This is a genomic window from Pseudofrankia asymbiotica, assembly GCF_001983105.1.
Taxonomy (GTDB): Bacteria; Actinomycetota; Actinomycetes; order Frankiales; family Frankiaceae; genus Pseudofrankia; species Pseudofrankia asymbiotica.
In genome coordinates this window covers 18,417-35,816 of sequence record NZ_MOMC01000028.1, presented here as the reverse complement: position 1 = coordinate 35,816, position 17,400 = coordinate 18,417, and the positions used below count along the sequence as shown (strand labels likewise).

The window sequence follows — 17,400 nt, the reverse complement described above, 5'->3', positions numbered from 1 at the left end:
GCCGCCCGACGCGGCGCGCGGCGTCATGACTGGACGGCGACGCTGGACGGCGACCCGAGACCGTTGCCGATATGTTTCACTGGCGTTTCCCAGGCGTTATCCGCACTGAACATGGAGTCATGCCGGTGGCCGTCCAGGAGGTACGGAAGATACCTCCCGATCCGGTCGACGAGCCCCGGCACCACGCCCGTCTCCGCGTGCCCGAAACCGGGGACGATCCAGAGCCGGGCCCGCGGGCCGGCCGCCGCGGCGAGCGCCCGCGGATGATCCAGGGTGAAGTACCCGTCCAGGTCGCCATGCACRATCAACAGGGGCGTCGGTGCCACCTTGCCGATCAGGTCGACCGGCGCCGGCGGATGCTCGGCGGGAAGCTCCGGCCAGGGCCGCGGCGAGATACGCACCCCGAAGGCGATTCTCGCGATCAACCGCCCGATCCGCGTCTCGGCCATCCAGAGAATGCGCCGAAGCGGAGCGGTGTCGCGCACGAACCACCGACTGGTCGCGCTGACGGTGATCACCGCGTCCGGAAGATTGCGCAGTCGGTGCCCATAAATGTGAGTTCCCGAACTCGCGAGCGCCGCGTGCCGGACGACCGCGGCACCACCCATCGACCAGCCGACGGTCACGACCCGCTCGTGCCCGAGCCGCCTGGCCTCACCGACGGCCGCGTCGACGTCGAGGACCTCGCGGTCGCCGAACGTGCACACCCCCGTCGACCTGCCGTGACCGCGCGTCTCGACCATGACCACGCCCGCGTGCCACCGCAGCCCCTCCGCCACGGACCGTACAGCCCGCCGGCGGGTCGTCCCGGAGAAGCCCGGGACCAGCACGACCGCGGGCGGCGGGACGGCGGACCCCACCAAAGGGCTGTGATCAAGAAAGGCAGTGGCCAGGATCTCAGCATCGGCCGTCGGGAGAACCCGGTAGACGGTGGGAGCGTGGTGGAACACTCCGCTATCCTCCTCACGTACCGATGTGCGTTTCATGCCCATGACGGTCGTGAGACGCCGAGGTTCGACTTGTGCCTTCTGAGGTCAAGTGCGAACCGCACGGCACACCTGGGTCGACGCTGCCCCACCACACATCCGCCGCACATGGAGGAGCCGTCTTGAGCGTCGTCCTTTTGCTCACCAACGCACCCGGTCCGTCTGCCGAGTCCTTCCCCTCGCTCGGACTACTCACTCATACGGTGCGCGTCGCCCCGCTGGAGGCCAGCGCCCTGCTCGACGCCCCGCCGGTCGACGTCATCGCTGTCGACGGTCGCCGTGAGCTCGTCATCGCCCGCGGCCTGTGCCGCCTGCTGCGCACGACCGGCCTCACCACCCCGCTGCTCGCCCTGGTCACCGAGGGCGGCCTGGCCGCCGTCTCGGCGGACTGGGGAGTCGACGACGTGGTGCTCGACACGGCCGGCCCGGCGGAGGTCGAGGCCCGGCTGCGGCTGGCGATCGGCCGGGTGGCGGCCGCAGGCGGTACCGCGGAGGCCGGCGTCATCCGCTCGGGCGACCTCTCGGTGGACGAGACGACCTACTCGGCGAAGCTGCGTGGCCGGCCCCTCGAGCTCACCTTCAAGGAGTTCGAGCTGCTCAAGTACCTCGCTCAGCACCCTGGCCGGGTCTTCACCCGGGCCCAGCTGCTGCAGGAGGTCTGGGGCTACGACTACTACGGCGGCACCCGCACGGTGGACGTCCACGTCCGCCGGCTGCGCGCCAAGCTGGGTGCCGAGCACGAGTCGATGATCGGCACCGTGCGCCACGTCGGCTACAAGTTCGTCGCCCCGCCGATCACCCCACTGCCCGAGTCGAACGGCGCCGGGCGCCTCGACCGCGATGAGCTCCGCACCCCCGAGCGCGTCTGAGGCTGGCGCTTCTGGCGCTTCGCGACCGTGTTTCTGGGACGCGCGGACTGTCCGCGCGTCCCAGAAACACGGTCGTCTTGGCTTGCGTGCCTGGTGGGTGCGCCTCGCCGCCAGGGTGACTACCGTCTGCTTGTGACCTCTTTGGGCTGGTCGGACAGTCTCACCGCGGCCGAGTCCGACGCGGTGCGGTCGGTCGTCGCGGCCGCGCACGCCGCCGACGGCGTCGGACCGGTCTCCGATGACGTCGCCCTGACGGTCCGGCCGGGATCAGGCGCGGCGCCAGGCCGATTCCACCTGCTCGCGGCCGACCCCACGGCGGCGGGGCCGGCCGCGGCCGCGAGTGACGTCGCCGGGTATGCGCACCTCGCCCATGCGGGAGGTGGGGCGTGGGAGGCGGAGCTGGTCGTCCGCCCGGACCGGCGGCGCCGGGGAGTCGGGTCAGCCCTCGTCGAGGCCCTCGTCCAACGGGTGGCCAGCGAGTCACCGGCCGAGGAGTCCGCCGCCGCGAGCCCGGCGACGCTGGACATCTGGGCACACGGCGACTCGGCGGCCGCCGCCGCGCTCGCCACGCGCAGGGGGTTCGAGCGTGGCCGGGTGCTGCTGCAGCTACGCCGATCCCTGGTCACCGACGCGAAGTCCGCCGACGAGGAACTACCCGAGCCGACGTGGCCGGCGGACGTGACCGTGAGGCGTTTCGAACCGGGCCGTGACGAGCGGGCCTGGCTCGCGCTCAACGCCCTGGCGTTCGCCAGCCACCCAGAGCAGGGCCGCTGGACCGAGCAGGACCTGCTACCGCGCGAAGCGGAGCCGTGGTTCGATCCGGCGGGCTTCTTCCTGGCCGAACGGGACGGCGAGCTGGTCGGTTTCCACTGGACGAAGGTGCACGCCGAGGACCCGACACCGCCCGGCGGCCAGGCCGGGCCGGACGGGGCGCTCCCGATCGGAGAGGTCTACGTCGTCGGGGTCGACCCCTCCCGCGCGGGTGGGGGGCTGGGCCGCGCCCTGACCCTGGCCGGGCTGCGCCATCTGCGCGCCCGTGGCCTCACCGCGGTGATGCTCTACACCGATGAGGACAACGCCCGCGCGGTGCGGATGTACGAGCGTCTCGGCTTCACCCGGCACACCGTCGACGCGCAGTACCGCTGGCACGCCGCCGCCGCCGACCGGCTCGGTCACTGACACGGTCGGTCACCGACACGGCCGGTCACCGACACGGCCGGTCACTGACACACTGACCGCGCGCCGACGGTGCCGGCCGCCAGATCGCCGGCTCTGTCACTCGGAGCTCGCCACCAGCCGCGGCGTCATGCCCATCAGGCATCCCCCGGGATCAGGCTCGGCTCGGTACGAGATCGGGCTCCCCTACCAGGTCACTCGCCACGGGTGGCGCGCGACGCGGCAGCGGCGGCAGCCGCCGTCGGACGCTCGCCCACCCCGCCCTCGACGTCGAGCACGGTGGTCAGGTTCGTCACGTGCAGCAGACGTCGGGCCATGTCGTTGAGGTTGCGCAGGATCAGCCGACCACCGCTGGAACGCTGCCGTCGGTGGGCGTAAAGGATGACAGCAAGGCCCTGCGAGTCCAGGAACCCCACGTCGGTGAAGTCAACGACGATTTCGCTGACACCCGCCATCCGGGCGTCCATGAGGGCTTCTCGCAGAGGATCGAGGGAGGAGTAATCGACGTCTCCCTCGGGCCAGATCACGATTGCATGCGGACCCGTAACTTCGACACGCACTCTCAGGATCATTGCTCCCGCCTCGGCTTCCGTCCGGGTCGTCCCCGGCCGGACATACGGCCCTGTCCTGGCGGCGCGGGGAGCGGCCGGAACAGCCTCGCGTCGCGCACGCCCCGAGCGGGCGTGATCCAGCTCCCCACCGTTGTCAGCCCATCTCCAGGCAACGGCGCCTGCGCGGCCGACGACGGAACGGCGAAACCACCGGCCCGGGTCACCGTAGTCGTGACGGTGATCGGGCTCAGACACTTCGATCGGGTGACGTAGCGGGACGCAAGGCCCGTCAACCATGCAGCGTCGTACCCCTCTCGACTGGGCTCACACCCCGTCAGCAGAGTTCACCCATCGTTTTGACGCTGGGTGCACGACAGGGGACCACCCGTCGATCCTCGGCCTCCCGCTGTTCGTCTGGCCGGACGCGACCGACCGCGAAAAGCTCCCCGCCGCGCGGGGTGGGATGGGGCAGCCGGGGATGCGATCTTTGGGCCATGCGCGATGAACAGGCCCTCGTCCCCCGGCCGGGCACCCCCAGGGAGCCACTCACCCTCGTGAGCCAGCTCGACGGGAGCGTCGTCACGGTCGGCACCCAACCGGGCATCGACGGCGGCGCCCGCGTCATCGTCATGCGGCTGCAGTCGTCCTTGCTGGACGTCCTGAACGCGGTGTACCTGCTGCCGGTGGAGGCTCAACGGCTGGCGGACTCGTTGTCGTCCGCCGCCACAATGGCCGGCACCGGCACCGGCACTGCCGCGCCCGCGGACCGCTTCCCGGCCCGCGTGCCGGACGAGGGTCCATATCCGTATGACCTCGTCGACGCCGAGCCGGCGAGCCTGGAAGCCGACGCGGTTGACGGGGACGGGAACGGGGACGGCGTCGTTCCGGACGGGAACAGCGCGATGGACGGCATGGCCGCGATGCACACGGTCACGGCCAGCGAAGGGGCGAGCGCCGGCGAGCTGCGCGACGCGCTCGGCACCCTGCCGTCGTCCGCGGAGCTGGTCGACTTCGGCGCCGACGCTGACGTCATCCTGGTCTTCGCGACCACATCGCGTTCGAGGCCCTAGYGAACCCGCGGGATCCCAGGGATCCCGGAAGGGGTTCGGCGGGAGGTCTCTACGCGGGGTCGGCGGATCCGCTGCCTGGCCCCGCCTGGCTAGAAGCGAGCCGAGCGTCCAGCTCCGCCCGGTCGTCGACCCAGTACGGCCCCTCGTCCTCCACCACGTCCGCCATGATCACATGATGGCGGCCGGCGTGCCCGGCCGGAAGCAGGCAGGTCAGCCCCTCCGCCCGGCAGCTCGAGATCACGACGGTCTTCGGCATGGTCCAGAGCAGCCACACCTCGTCGTCGCCCCAGCCCTGCAGCACGGCCGTGTGGCTGCCCTCGTGACCGCCTTCCAGCGCGCAGGTCACCTCGTCAGGCACCTCGTAGGCGGCACCGGGCACGTCGCCCAGCCGCTGCACTATCTCCTCCGGCACCCGCTGCCACTCGCCGCAGGCACCGTCGTCCACGGTCTCACCCATGTCCCGGCTCCCTTTGCCCTTCCCGGAGACCTCCGTCGGCCCGGCCGCGCGGTCCTCGCAACCCGATACCCAGCACCGCCGACCCACTCGACGCACAGATATAAGCACGTGGGGTCGGTAGACCCGGACACCGGGTCGAAACACTCCGTATGGATAAAGTCACCCATCGAACACAAGAGGAAGTTTTCGACCGACCTAGACCCGGTCCGCCGGCGAGGTGTCAACGAGAGAGATGCCGAGGGCGGCGGCAAGCGACGGCGCCAGGCCCATGAGGTCGCCGGCGCCGATCTCGGCGCCGGCGAGGCCACTCGCGCCCGTCACCCGGTCGAACCGGCAGCCGGCGAAGCGGGCCGCGGTGACGGTCGCGCCGGTGAAGTCCGCGCCGGTCAGGTCACAGCGAACGAACTCGACGTGGTCAAGCCGGGCGCGGGTCAGGTCCAGGCCGGTCAGGTCGCAGCCCTCGAACCGAGAGCGGTGCAACCGGCAGAACCGCAGGGTCAGGCCGTCCGCCCGTACGTCGGTCAGCCGCGCGTCGCGGATCTCGCCATCCACCCAGACGGCTCCCGAGAGCCGGCCGCCATCGACCGTCACCCTGGTCGCCGCGCCGCCGTCGACTATGGTTCCGGCGAGCGCGACGTCCCGTATCGCGACGTCCCGCAGGGTCACGCCGGCGAGCTGGCCGCCGACCACCCGCAGCGCGACCACCCGCAGCGCGGCCAGCCGGACGCCGGCCAGCCGGACGTCGCGCCCGGCACTGTCGCCCGCCGCTGCGAGCAGCTCCGCCAGCTCGACGAGCTCCGCCGGCCCCCGGCCACCGTCGATCGGCCGGGCTGGCTCGGCCGGCAGATCCGGTGCCACCGGAGTCCAGGGGTCGTTGCGTCGCCGCGTGCTCGCCATGGCCTCAGCATCCCGGACGCTTCCGACGCCTTCGGCCCGGCCTCCGCCGCGCGGCTCAGCCGCGGATCACGTCGATGAGGCTCAGGATCGCCAGGATCACGAAGGCAGCCGCCGCGATCCTGGTGATGATCTTGACCGGAACGATCCGCAACAGGCCGCGGCCACCGGCGATCGCGATCGCCGCCACCGACCACAGCGCGAGCAGCGCGCCGAGCCAGACCGTCACCGGTGAGTCGAACCGGGCGGCCAGGTTCGCCGTGGAGATCTGCGTCAGGTCGCCCATCTCGGCCACGAAGATGACGGTGAACGAGGTCGCCGCCACCCGCCAGAACCCGCGGGATGCGGAGCTTTCCCGCTCCTCGGACGCGACCCCGAGGTCACTGGGCGCTGGCTCACCGGCCGACGGATGAGCCGCGTCCGGCGCCGCGGTCGGCTCACCGGCGATGCCGGACGCGCCGCCGCCCCTCGGCGTCGCCGTGGGCGCGCCCGCCGCCGTGGGCGCGCCCGCCGCGACGGTGCCCGCCGGGACGCTCCCGCGGCTCTCGCGGGTCATATCGGTCTCGCCCGTCTCGCCCGTCTCGCCGGTCTCGCCCGTCTCCTCGCGGCCYTCGCGGCCCTCGCGGTAGACGAGCACGGCGCCGACGGCGAACAGGACCAGCGCGATCGCGTCGACGACGCGGTGCGGCAGCAGCGTGAGTACGCTGCCGGCGACGACGGCCAACGTGACATGCACGAGGAACGCGGCGGCCACCCCTGCCCAGACGTAGAGAGGCCGGTAGCGGCTGCCCATCACGATGCTCGCGACCATGGTCTTGTCGGGCAGCTCGGCGAGAAAAATGATGCCGAAGGTAATGAACGCGGCGGTAAGGCTCACGGCCTGGTCCCTCTTCTCGGGCCGGGCCGGGGGCGCGAGTCCCTTCGACCCGGCAGGCGAACCGGATCGAAGGTCTCGCCCACCCGGTCGACCGCAAGATCAACCAGGCCCGGCCGCCGGGCCTGCGCCGCTGGGTCTCGGCCGATCTAGATCGGCCTGACGCGCGACGCCGCCAGTATGTCGACGACCGGGCTGTCCAGCACCTCGGCGCCGGACAGCAGGGCTACTCCCCTTCGGGGGCCACCCTACCGGAGGAACCGGAGCCAACCGGCTGTCAAGGGGCACAGGCCGCTATGACATCATCGCTCGGCCGAGTCTGTGCGAATGTCGCACCGAGGCGCAGCTAGAGGCGTACAGCTCGTTGTCGAGGAGAGGCGCATGGCTTCCAAGAAACAAGTCAAGGCATACGCCGACCAGGCGAAGACGACCCTGCGCAAGGCGGTGCAGCAGACCGGCTTCGACGTCGTCCGCCGCCGTCCCGGGCTCGACTCCGCTGGCATGGATGCGCTGGCGATCGCGACCATCCGCGAGACGTCGCCCTACACGATGACCGACCCGACGAAGGTGTTCGGCCTCATCCAGGCCGTCCGCTACCTGGTGACGAACAAGATCCCCGGCAACATCGTCGAGTGCGGTGTGTGGGCCGGCGGCTCGTCAATGGCGGCCGCGCGCACGTTGCTGCAGCTCGGCGACACCTCCCGCCACCTCTACCTGTTCGACACCTTCGAAGGCATGACGCCGCCGACCGGCGCCGACATCGCGCCGGACGGGCAGACCGCCGAGCACCTGCTCGCGAACTCCGACCCGGACGACCCGGCTTCGGCCTGGTCGATCGTGCCGCTGGAGCAGGTCAAGGAGAACGTCGCGCGGATCGGCTACCCCGCCGACAAGATCCACTTTGTCAAGGGCATGGTCGAGGAGACGGTGCCGGCCGGAGCCCCGGAGCAGATCGCGCTGCTGCGCCTGGACACCGACTGGTTCGAGTCGACCCGGCACGAGATGGAGCACCTGTTCCCGCGGATCAGCCCCAGCGGGGTACTGATCATCGACGACTACGGCTGGTGGAAGGGCTCCCAGCAGGCCGTCGACGCCTACATCGCGAACCACCAGATCCCGCTGCTGCTGACCCGCCTCGGCCCGGAGGGCGGCGCGATCGGCGTGGTCCCAGCCACCGGCGCGGCTACCACCCTGACGAAGCCCCCGTCGTACTCCGCCAGCGCCCAGGCTTGAGTTTCCGGTTCGGCTCCCGTCCCGGCCGACATAGTCGAGCCGGGTCGGGCGGGAAGGTTGTCCCCGGTTCGCTCCGTCCGGGCACGGCGCTACGGCCCCGTACTCGCTTCGCTCCCACGGGACCTCCGCGCCGTGTCCTCCTGCGCTCACGGGCGCTGCGGCGACCTCGCTGCGGCCCGACCCACTTCGCTTCGCTCGTGGGTCGGGCCTCCGCGAGGTGCGCCTCCGCGCCCAGCGCGGTTGCGTGCCGCTGAAGCGTCACCAAACCGGGTGCGGGCCGGGCACTGGAAACTACGTGAACAGGGCGCTTGCCCAGTGGTCGCCGGTCTTGACGCCGGGGGGGATGGCGAAGACGGCGCTGCTGGTGTGCTTGATGTACTCGTTGAGGGCGTCGGTCATCGCAAGCCGTCGCTGGAGCGGGATGAATCCGGTGCGCGGGTCGCGCTGGAACGCGATGAAGAACAGGCCCGCGTCGAGCTGGCCGGTCTCCTGGTCGACCCCGTCGGTATAGGAGTAGCCGCGCCGCAGGATGGAGACGCCGCCGTTGGCCGACGGCGCGGCGAGGCGGATGTGGGCGTCCTCGGGGACGACCAGGGCGCCGTCCTCGTTCTTGGCCGTCAGCGGGACAGGGTCGAACTCGCCGGTCGCGCCCAGTGGCGCGCCGTTCCCCTTGTGACGCCCGATGACGTCCTCCTGGTCGGCGAGGAAGTCCCGGTCCCAGGCCTCCAGCAGCATCCGGATCCGGCGGGTCACGACGTAGGTGCCGCCGCGCATCCACGCCTGGTCGGTGTCCGCGCCGACCCAGACAAAGGAGTCGAGGGCCTTCGCGTCCTCACGCTTGATGTTGTTGGTGYCGTCCTTGAAGCCCATCAGGTTGCGCGGGGTCTGCTGGGCGTCGCTGGTGGTGCTGGTCCGGCCGAACCCCAGCTGGAACCAGCGCAGCACGGCGCTGCCCTGGGCCAGCCGGCGGAGGTTGCGGACGGCGTGGAACGCGACCTGCGGATCGTCGGCGCAGGCCTGGATACACAGGTCACCGCCGCCGCGGTTCGGTTCGAGGGCGTCGCGGGGCATGAACGGGATGTCGACGAGAGCGGCCGGGCGGCGGGCGCCCAGGCCGAAGCGGTCGTCGAACAGCGTCGGGCCAACCCCGAAGGTGATGGTCAGGTTGGCCGCGGACAGGCCGATCGCCTCTCCGGTGTCCCGTGGCGGTGACTGGGGCGCCGTCTCGACGTCGCTCACGGGCTGCCCGGCGGCCATCCGGCCAGCCGCGTCGGTCCAGACCCGCAGCAGGTCACGCAGGCCGTCGCGACTCACTCCGGCCGAGACATCGAAGGCCGCGAAGGCCAGCCGGTCCTGGGCGACCGTGGTGATACCGGCCTGCTGGCGGCCGTAGAACGGAATGACGGCGCTCGGCGGGGTGGAAGCGGCGGGCGCCGCGTCATCCGAGCAGCCGGCCACGGTCGTGGCCGCACCCGCCCCGGCCAGACCAGCCGCGCCCAGCAACGCCCGGCGTCGCGACAGTCCTCGATACTCGGCCATCGCCGCATGTCCTTCTCGTCTGGTTTCCGGCGGACGTTCGACGAACGCCGCCGCCTGCTACCGATGGCTGCCCGGGCCTGGCCCGGGCAGCCATCGGCCGTTACTCCTGACGCACGACCGGCCGCGCCGGTCCTACTGCACGACCGTGCCGGCCACCTGCGACAGCGGCTCGGCGAGAGCGTCGACGGTCTGCGTCAGCGCGCGCCGCTGGTCCTCGGTGACCTTGTCGTACGAGACGTAGCCCGTGCCTTCCTTGTACGGGTCGAGCGCCTTGTACATGTCGGTGAAGCGGGCCCGGACGTTCGTGGCCAGCGTCGGGTCCAGCTTCTGGAGCGCCGGCTCCAGCAGGGTGAAAGCCTTGTCCGCTCCGTCGATGTTGCCCTGCATGTCGAGGAGGTCGAGGAGGCTGTACCGCTCCTCCTCGCCGGTGACCTTCGTCAGGCCCACCTCGTCGAGCAGCTCGGTCGCGCCGTTGGCCACCTGCGCGGGCTGGAAGGTGGTCGTGGCGACGAGCGTGTTGAGCTTGCCCACGTCGGCCGCGAGCTGGTCGGCGATCGGCGACATCCCGTCGAGCGACTTGTCGGCGAAGATGGCCTTCTCGAGGCGGTGGAAGCCGGTCCAGGTCGCCGGGTCGGGAGCGTCGTCGATCCGGGCGTCGATGGCGGGGTCGAGGTCCCCGAACGACTCGGCGACCGGCTCGATCCGCTCGTAGTTCAGGCGGGGGACGCCGTAGAGCTCCGCGGCCTTGGCGATGTCACCGGCCTTGACAGCCGCGACGAACGGCGCGGTGTTGGTCACCAGCTCGGCGACCTGGGCGCGCACGTAGACGGCGTAGTCGGTGGCCGCCTTGTTGAGCTGTTCGGTCACCCCCGCCGGCAACGTCGCCTTGGCCGTGGCTCCGGCCTTGGCCGCGGTGACGACGAAGTCGGTCTTCTCCTTGTCCTCGCCGCCCTCGGCTCCCGGGCAGTAGAGCTGGTACTTGCCCTCCTTGACGTTCAGCGAGAAGGTGCCCGACAGGCCGGGCGTCAGGTTCTCCTTCTCGCCGAGGATCGTGTCGCCGTTGAGCAGCTCGACCTCGGTGATGGCGTCGGCGTCCTTGTTGGCGATCTTGAATGTCGTCGGGCCGGCCGGGATGGTCGCCGGATCCGCCGTACACCCCTGCGGGGTGATCGTCACGGCGACGGTCTGTTTGCCGCCGTCAGCCGTGTCGGAGTCCGACGAGTCGCTGCCACAGGCGGCGGCGCTCACGGCGACGACGGCGGCGATGGCACTGAGCGCGAGTGGTGCGCGACGCACGAAAGTACCCCCAGATCGAAAATGAGAACAGTCATCGGAAGGGCGCCCGGAAGAACCACGCCCGGGCGGCCCGGCTCTACGGCGTCGTTGCCGAGGCGTCACGCGGGAGGGGCCGTGCCCCGGCCCGCTGGTCCTCGGTGACCGCCGAGGAACCTTCCCCGGCCGCGGCGGGCTCCGCCGCGGCGGAGCGCGGCGGGCGTCGTCGCGCGGGCCAGGCGACGAACAGCGCCAGCGGGACCAGGTAGACGATCCAGGCGATGAACTCCGCGACCACTGGCCGGGGCTGCAGGCCCAGCACGCCGGTCAGCACGCTCGCCAGCGGTGTGCCCGGTCTCACCAGCCAGGACAGGTCGAAGAGCCTCTTCTGGCCGGCGTCGAGCCAGCCGGCCTCGTGGCCGGTGTGGGCGGCGGTCGCCAGCAGCCCGGCGGCGACCAGGACGAGGACCAGCCCGGTGACGCGGAAGAAGCGAGACAGGTTGATGTGCACGCCGCCCCGGTAGATACCGACGCCCACGACGACCGCGACCAGCACGCCGAGCAGCGCCCCGCCGCCGGCGGCCGCCGGCGACGTGCTGGCGTTGAAGGCGGCGATCAGGAACACCGCGGTCTCGAAGCCCTCCCGCAGCACCGCGAGAAAGGCCATGACCACCAGGGCCCTGGTCGACCCCGTCTCCAGGGCGGACGCGGTCGCGGTCTCCAGCGAGCGCTTCAGGTCCCGCGAGTGCCGCCGCATCCAGACAACCATGTATGTGACCATCGCCACGGCGATAAGCCCGATGACGGTCTCCAGCTCCTCCTGCTGGCGCTGCGGCAGCTCCCGGTCCAGCGCCTGCAGGGCGATGCCGATGCCCAGGCAGAGCAGGACGGCCAGCGCGACGCCGATCCACACCTGCCGCAGGGCGTCACGTCGGCCACTCTGGCGAAGGAACGCCGCCACGATGCCAACGATCAGAGAGGCTTCCAGCCCCTCGCGCAGGCCGATCACAAAGGTCGGAAGCACCGACGGTCCTCCCTCACGATTTACTCAGGACTAGTACGTCGACGGCCGCTCGCGACTCGCTGACGAGCAAAAACTATGGTTAACCTTGCCAAAATTAGGCTTACCTAAGGGCAGGCGCAAGGTACCCGCGGGCCGACACAACGGGACCCGCACCTATGGGCCAGTCGGACACCACGCGACGCCGCCACGCCGAGACGCCCACAGCGTTGCCCTGATCGAACACATGTGCGACCGTTGAGCCTGTGGAAGTGCGGATCGTGATCGACGGCCAGACGTTCGAGCTGCCGGCCGACACCGACCCGGACGAGCTCCGCGGACGCGTCGCCCAGGCGGTCTTCCGCTGCGAGGTCGAGCAGCTCTACCTGGCGGACGGCCACACGATGCTCGTCAACTGGCGCTCGGTCCGCACCATCCAGATCCGCACCGGCCCCGCCGCTCCCGACCGCCCCACCCCCGGCCCCAGCACCACCCCGTTCGGCGAGCCGCCGATCCCCTAGACGGACCACGGCCGTGTGGTGGCCCGGGCGGGACCTAGGGCCACCTTCCCCCGCACGGCCGTGGTCCCCTGACAACCCAGCCACCGCGTCCTGTCTCCTGGCGTGGCGTCTCCCCGCTCGGCGGAGGCGGTGGGGGCCGTGGTCAGATGAGGCCATGCCAGCCGCCACCCCCGGCGTGCCCGCCGGCCCGTCCACCCAGGAGCCTTTCGGCGGCGTACCGGCCGAGCTCACCGCCGACGTCGCGGGACGGGTACGGGCGTTGATGCCGCGCGTCCGCGACGAGCTCGCCGAGCTCGTCGCCATCCCGACCGTCTTCGATCCCCGGCTGGGGCCGTCGGCGGACTGCGTGCGCTGCGCGGGCCTGGTCGCGGACGCGCTGCGCGACGCCGGGCTGCCGGACGTGCGGCTGGTGGAGACGCCGGACGGCTCCACAGCGGTGATCGGCCACCGGCCGGCGCCCCCCGGCGCGCCGACCGTGCTGTTCTACGCCCACTACGACGTCCAGCCTCCGGGCGACGAGGCGAGCTGGGACAGCCCGCCCTTCACGCTGACCGAGCGGGACGGCCGCTGGTATGGCCGGGGCGCCTCCGACTGCAAGGGCAACCTGATGGCCCACCTCACCGCGCTGCGGGCGGTCGGGGCCGCGCCGCCGGTCGGCATCAAGGTCGTCGTCGAAGGCTCCGAGGAGCAGGGCACCGGGGGGCTCGAGCGGTTCGTCGAGCAGAACCCGGGCCCGCTGGCCGCGGACACGATCGTGATCTGCGACTCGGGCAACGTAGCCGTGGGCGTGCCGACGTTGACGACGGTGCTGCGCGGCCTGGTGAGCGCCGTCGTCCGCGTGACGACCGGTACCAGCGGCATGCACAGCGGCATGTTCGGCGGCCCCACGCCGGACGCCCTGCTGGCGCTGGTCGCGATGCTCGCGACACTGCACAACGAGGCGGGCGACGTCACCATCCCCGGGCTCGCCAACGGCGGGGTGTGGAACGGCGAGCCGTACCCCGAGGAGCGGCTACGGGCCGACGCGCACGTGCTGCCCGACGTGGGCCTGCTCGGAAGCGGCACCGTCGCCGACCAGCTGTGGGCCCGGCCGGCGCTGACGGTCATCGGCATGGAGGTGCCCCCGCTGACCGGTGCGCCGTCGGCGGTGCAGCCGGCCGCCGCGGCCCGGCTGAACCTGCGGGTCCCGCCGGGCGTCGACCCGGAGGCCGCCTACGGCCTGCTCGCCGAGCATCTGCGCGCGGTCGCTCCGTGGCGTGTCCGGGTGGAGGTCGAGCTGGAGGGCATCGGCGCGTCGTTTCGGGCCGAGACCGACGGGCCTGGCTACCGCGCGATGACAGCGGCGCTGGCGGCTGCCTACGGGCGGCCGGTCACCACCGCGGGGCAGGGCGRCGGCATCCCGCTGTGTGACACGTTCGCGCGGACCTACCCGGACGCCGAGATCGTGCTGATCGGGGTCTCCGAGCCGGCCTGCCTCATCCATGCCCCCAACGAGAGCGTCGCCCCCAGCGAGATCGAGCAGATCGCCCTCGCCGAGGCCCTCTTCCTGCTCGGCCATCCCACAACGGGCTGACCAGCGGGAGAGACGGATCATGATCGACATAGGGCGGGTACCACAATCACCTCGCAAGACGGGCAACCCAGCTCCGCGCCTGGCGTCGCGCGGTGCCATTCTTGGGGGTCATGGGACCGCGGGGGGACGAGGCCACGTCGGCCATGCCCCTGGAACCCCCGCCGGTGAAGGCGCCGCCCCCGGATCCCCAGTCGGTGAAGCACCAGCCCACGCAGCCCCAGCCCCAGCCCGTCCAGCCCGCGCCTACCGGCCAGGCGTCCACCCAGCCCGCGCCCCCCGCGGCCCTGTCGCCCACAACCGCGTCACCCACGACCGCGCCGCCCGTGCCTGTGTCACCCACGCCCGCGTCCGTCACCTCTCCCGAGCCCGCGGTGGCCCAGGCCTTGACGACCGGGACCCAGCCGGCCTCGCCGGCCCCGGCGGCTGAGACCGAGGCCGTGCCCGCGGTGCCGGCCCGCAAGCGGGCTCCTCGGCGCGCGCCGGCCAAGACGCCGGCCGTGAAGGGCACGACGGTCTCGACGGTGGCGCCGGCCGACCAGGCCACGGCCGACGAGACACCGACTGTGCGGCAGCCGGCTCCCTCGGCGGCCAAGGCGACCCGAGCCCGGCCAGCCCGCGCCAAGGCCGCGCCCGCCACGGCGACAGCGCGGTCGCCGCTGCCGGAGGCGACGGCTGGTCCCGCGCCGGGCAGGGCCGCCCAGCGGGCCGGCGCTGGAATGGCCGGACTCGCCGACGCGACGCCGGAGCCGGTCGAGACCCGGGTCTCCTCACCGCTCAGCCCGACGGGCACGGGGGATCTCAGTGAGCTGATCCGTCTGCTGATCCCGGATGACCCGACGACCGGCCCGGTCCCGATCCCGACACCCCCCCTGGACACCGGCCCCCTGATCCTCCCCCCGATCGACGGCCCGTTCCTGACGCCTATGGCCGGCGAGACAGGGCCGCTCACCGTTCCGCTCGCCTACCGCGGGTGGGACAGCCCGACCGCTCCTGGCGGCGCGCCGGACGATGCCACCGCATCGACGAGTCCTGGGGGTGCTGACCCAGCCGACCGGGCCACCGCGGCTCCAGTCGGTAGGAGCGCCACCGGTAGGAGCGCCACCGGTGAGAGCACCACCGGTGGGAGCGCCACCGGTGGGAGCGCCACCGTGGCCGCCGCGGAGCGGTCCGCCGCGGCGGCCGACACGACCTGGCCGGGCGTGGCCGAGGCCGACGAGGGGTTCGCGGTCGTCGGGGTGCTGCGGCGCCGGCCGCGCCGGTGGCCCTGGAACGACTGGCGGGGGGCAGGCCTCCCACTGCCCGCGACCTGGTCACGGTCGGGGCGGGAGCCATCCTCGCGGCGCGGGCCGCGGGCGCTGCGCTGGTCGCTGGACATGAGCTGGGAGCGGACGCTGCGCCAGCCGCGGTTTCGGCGCTGGCTCCCCGCCGTGGACTGGGAGGAGACCGCGGCCCGGCCGCGGGGCCGATACCTGCTGCCCGCCCTGATCTGGCCGGCGGCTCCACCCCGGCCGTCCGAGCGGCGCTGGCAGGCGGCCGGACGCTCACGGTCCCGGCCGGCCTGGGCCAGGGGCAACATCGACCGGCGGTTCGCGCCGGTCTACGCGGTGGCCTTCTCGCCGGACGGGCGGCGGCTCGCGACGGCGAGCGGCGACGGCCTCGTCCGGTTGTGGAACGTCGCCGATCCGGGCGTGCCCGCGCGGATGTGGGAGGTCTCGACGAGGTTCGCGGCCGGGCCGGTCGTGGCGTTCTCACCCGACGGCACGTGGCTGGCCACGGGCCATGACGACACCAACGCGGTGCTCTGGGAGATCGAGGAGCTGGCCGGACCTGTTCCGCGCGGGCTGCTCGCCCATCCCGGGGGGCTGACCGGGCTGCACTTCTCGGCGGACGGGCGACGGCTCGCCGCCGCCTTCGCCGCGGAGGCCGCCCGGATCTGGGACGTCGCCGACCCCACCCACCCCCGCCCGCTGGGCCGCGCGGGTGACTCACGCCTGATCCGCGCCGCCGCGATCTTCCCGGACGGCCACTGGCTCGCGACCGCGGGCGAGCGGATCGAGTTCTGGGAGGTCTCGGCCACGCCGGTGCGCCGCATGCACCTGACGGCCGGCGAGGGCCCGCTGTTCGCCGTGGCGGTCGCGCCGGACGGCCGGACCATGGCGGTGGGACGCCTCGACGGCGCCGTCGACCTCTGGCACACGATCGACCCGTCGGCGCCGGCGCCGCGGGCCTCGATCGACGCGCACGCCGGCTGGGTCACGTCGGTCACCTTCAGCGCGGACAGCCGGTGGCTGGCCACCGTGAGCGCGGAGCACGTCGCGCTGTGGGACCTGCGGGACCCGACCGCGGCGGTCGGGCGGATACGTACCCGGCTGCCGGTGACCGCCGTCGCGTTCGCCCCCGAGCGCGAGCTGCTCGCCGTCGCGAGCCTCGATGGATCGGTGACCCTGCTGCGCCCGACGGCGCTGGCCGCGCCCGAGCGGGACGCTCATGAGCCGGCCAGCGCGGATGGCCGCGCGGCGGCGGACACCGACGCGGCGCGGGCCGACGCGGAGACCGACGCCGTGGGGAAGACCAGGACCGCGGTCGGGGTCGAGCCGCTCAGGACCCTCCGCCCGACGGCGCACGCGCCGGCCACCGCGGGCATCGAGCTGCCGGGCAGGCGCCGCCGCGAGCGGCGGACGAACGGTCGGGCGGCGGTCGTCGGGGGCATCGCGATCGGCCTGAGCTGTCTGCTTGTCTTTGGTCACCAGCTGGGGCTGCCCCCGGTGCTGCTGTTGGCCACGGGGCTGATCGTCGTGCTGGCACTGGTCGCGGCGATGGGGGTGGCGCTGGCGGCGGCCGTCTGGGCGCCGTCGGCCGTCGGCCCACACCAGGCGGCCGGCGCGGGTCCGCCCGCCGGCCGGTCCGCTGGCCGGCGGACGCGCGGCGCGCACACGCGCTCGGCGAGCCGCCCGGTCCGGCCGGGGCCGCGGACGACGCCCGACCTGACGGCGCCCGACCTGACGGCGCCCGACCCGACGGCGCCCGACCCGACGACGGCGCGAACGAACGCCGCCGAGCCGAGCTGGGAGCAGTCGCGAGACGCGGGCGCCGACCCGCCGAGCTCCACGCTCCCGCTCGGCCTCGTCGGCGCCGATGCCGTCAGGGCCGAGGACGACGGGATGGGCGGCTACGCGGACGGCGAGTCCGAAACCGTCGTCACCAGTCCTTGGAACGTGTCCGAATCAACGCACCCGGCACCATAAGAAACGTGCACGTCACCTAAAGCGCCCGCGCTGGCCGCCTGCGTCATCTAGGCTGCGCGGCTGGTACGCCATGGCGCATAAGGGCAACTGACGCTGTCCGCGGTCGTTGTGTGGCCTGACTACCGCCGAACCCGACATCG

15 protein-coding genes are annotated in these 17,400 nt (G+C 72.6%); 7 read left to right on the top strand and 8 right to left on the bottom strand.

The features are described 5' to 3' along the window. Window positions 1-23: 23 nt before the first annotated feature. Window positions 24-950, bottom strand: a complete 927-nt coding sequence (locus BL253_RS15245) for an alpha/beta hydrolase family protein (protein ID WP_241834817.1) — start codon at window positions 948-950, stop codon at window positions 24-26. A 158-nt stretch (window positions 951-1,108) separates the two neighbouring features. Here BL253_RS15245 and BL253_RS15240 point away from each other — a divergent pair, with 158 nt between their 5' ends. Both BL253_RS15240 and mshD read left to right on the top strand, forming a co-directional pair. Continuing rightward, window positions 1,109-1,855, top strand: coding sequence for a winged helix-turn-helix transcriptional regulator (locus BL253_RS15240; protein ID WP_076817472.1), 747 nt, complete (start codon window positions 1,109-1,111; stop codon window positions 1,853-1,855). Window positions 1,856-1,987: 132 nt separating this feature from the next. Then, window positions 1,988-3,034, top strand: a complete 1,047-nt coding sequence (gene mshD / locus BL253_RS15235; RefSeq protein ID WP_076817470.1) for a mycothiol synthase — start codon at window positions 1,988-1,990, stop codon at window positions 3,032-3,034. 191 nt (window positions 3,035-3,225) lie between these two features. Here the strand turns inward: mshD and BL253_RS15230 are convergent, their stop codons facing one another. Further along, the gene (locus BL253_RS15230; RefSeq protein ID WP_076817469.1) at window positions 3,226-3,603 is read right to left on the bottom strand and encodes an STAS domain-containing protein; all 378 of its coding nucleotides are present in this window, start codon (window positions 3,601-3,603) and stop codon (window positions 3,226-3,228) included. Between the two features lie 473 nt (window positions 3,604-4,076). Here BL253_RS15230 and BL253_RS15225 point away from each other — a divergent pair, with 473 nt between their 5' ends. Beyond that, a complete protein-coding gene (locus tag BL253_RS15225; protein ID WP_076817467.1) occupies window positions 4,077-4,652 on the top strand; it encodes a hypothetical protein in 576 nt (191 codons plus the stop codon). Window positions 4,653-4,701: 49 nt separating this feature from the next. Here BL253_RS15225 and BL253_RS15220 read toward each other — a convergent pair whose 3' ends face one another. From BL253_RS15220 to BL253_RS15210, 3 genes are all read right to left on the bottom strand, one after another. Continuing rightward, on the bottom strand, window positions 4,702-5,109 hold the full coding sequence (locus tag BL253_RS15220; RefSeq protein WP_076817465.1) for a hypothetical protein: 408 nt from the start codon (window positions 5,107-5,109) through the stop codon (window positions 4,702-4,704). A gap of 195 nt (window positions 5,110-5,304) precedes the next feature. Continuing rightward, window positions 5,305-6,006 (bottom strand): pentapeptide repeat-containing protein, encoded by a 702-nt coding sequence (locus BL253_RS15215; protein ID WP_241834816.1) that lies wholly within the window; start codon window positions 6,004-6,006, stop codon window positions 5,305-5,307. 55 nt (window positions 6,007-6,061) lie between these two features. Then, window positions 6,062-6,880, bottom strand: coding sequence for a TMEM165/GDT1 family protein (locus BL253_RS15210; protein WP_076817463.1), 819 nt, complete (start codon window positions 6,878-6,880; stop codon window positions 6,062-6,064). Window positions 6,881-7,258: 378 nt separating this feature from the next. Between BL253_RS15210 and BL253_RS15205 the strand changes: the two genes are divergently transcribed. After that, on the top strand, window positions 7,259-8,110 hold the full coding sequence (locus BL253_RS15205; RefSeq protein ID WP_076817461.1) for a TylF/MycF/NovP-related O-methyltransferase: 852 nt from the start codon (window positions 7,259-7,261) through the stop codon (window positions 8,108-8,110). A gap of 291 nt (window positions 8,111-8,401) precedes the next feature. Here BL253_RS15205 and efeB read toward each other — a convergent pair whose 3' ends face one another. From efeB to efeU, 3 genes are all read right to left on the bottom strand, one after another. Continuing rightward, window positions 8,402-9,649, bottom strand: coding sequence for an iron uptake transporter deferrochelatase/peroxidase subunit (gene efeB, locus BL253_RS15200; protein WP_076817460.1), 1,248 nt, complete (start codon window positions 9,647-9,649; stop codon window positions 8,402-8,404). Window positions 9,650-9,781: 132 nt separating this feature from the next. After that, entirely contained in the window at window positions 9,782-10,945 is a 1,164-nt protein-coding gene (efeO, locus tag BL253_RS15195) for an iron uptake system protein EfeO (protein WP_076817458.1), read from the bottom strand. 76 nt (window positions 10,946-11,021) lie between these two features. Beyond that, on the bottom strand, window positions 11,022-11,945 hold the full coding sequence (gene efeU, locus BL253_RS15190; RefSeq protein WP_081438339.1) for an iron uptake transporter permease EfeU: 924 nt from the start codon (window positions 11,943-11,945) through the stop codon (window positions 11,022-11,024). 242 nt (window positions 11,946-12,187) lie between these two features. Between efeU and BL253_RS15185 the strand changes: the two genes are divergently transcribed. The 3 genes from BL253_RS15185 to BL253_RS15170 all read left to right on the top strand — a co-directional run bounded on the left by BL253_RS15185 (window position 12,188) and on the right by BL253_RS15170 (window position 17,260). Next, window positions 12,188-12,442 (top strand): hypothetical protein, encoded by a 255-nt coding sequence (locus BL253_RS15185; protein WP_241834815.1) that lies wholly within the window; start codon window positions 12,188-12,190, stop codon window positions 12,440-12,442. Window positions 12,443-12,596: 154 nt separating this feature from the next. Next, window positions 12,597-14,015 (top strand): dipeptidase, encoded by a 1,419-nt coding sequence (locus tag BL253_RS15180; protein WP_076817454.1) that lies wholly within the window; start codon window positions 12,597-12,599, stop codon window positions 14,013-14,015. A gap of 383 nt (window positions 14,016-14,398) precedes the next feature. Further along, on the top strand, window positions 14,399-17,260 hold the full coding sequence (locus tag BL253_RS15170; RefSeq protein WP_131831498.1) for a WD40 repeat domain-containing protein: 2,862 nt from the start codon (window positions 14,399-14,401) through the stop codon (window positions 17,258-17,260). The last annotated feature ends 140 nt before the right edge of the window (window positions 17,261-17,400 follow it).

What these genes read in the sequence shown, in the direction of transcription:
- BL253_RS15230 (WP_076817469.1), bottom strand. Translation starts at nt 3,603, where the DNA reads ATGATCCTGAGAGTGCGTGTCGAAGTTACGGGTCCGCATGCAATCGTG.
- BL253_RS15225 (WP_076817467.1), top strand. Translation starts at nt 4,077, where the DNA reads ATGCGCGATGAACAGGCCCTCGTCCCCCGGCCGGGCACCCCCAGGGAG.
- BL253_RS15220 (WP_076817465.1), bottom strand. Translation starts at nt 5,109, where the DNA reads ATGGGTGAGACCGTGGACGACGGTGCCTGCGGCGAGTGGCAGCGGGTG.
- BL253_RS15215 (WP_241834816.1), bottom strand. Translation starts at nt 6,006, where the DNA reads ATGGCGAGCACGCGGCGACGCAACGACCCCTGGACTCCGGTGGCACCG.
- BL253_RS15205 (WP_076817461.1), top strand. Translation starts at nt 7,259, where the DNA reads ATGGCTTCCAAGAAACAAGTCAAGGCATACGCCGACCAGGCGAAGACG.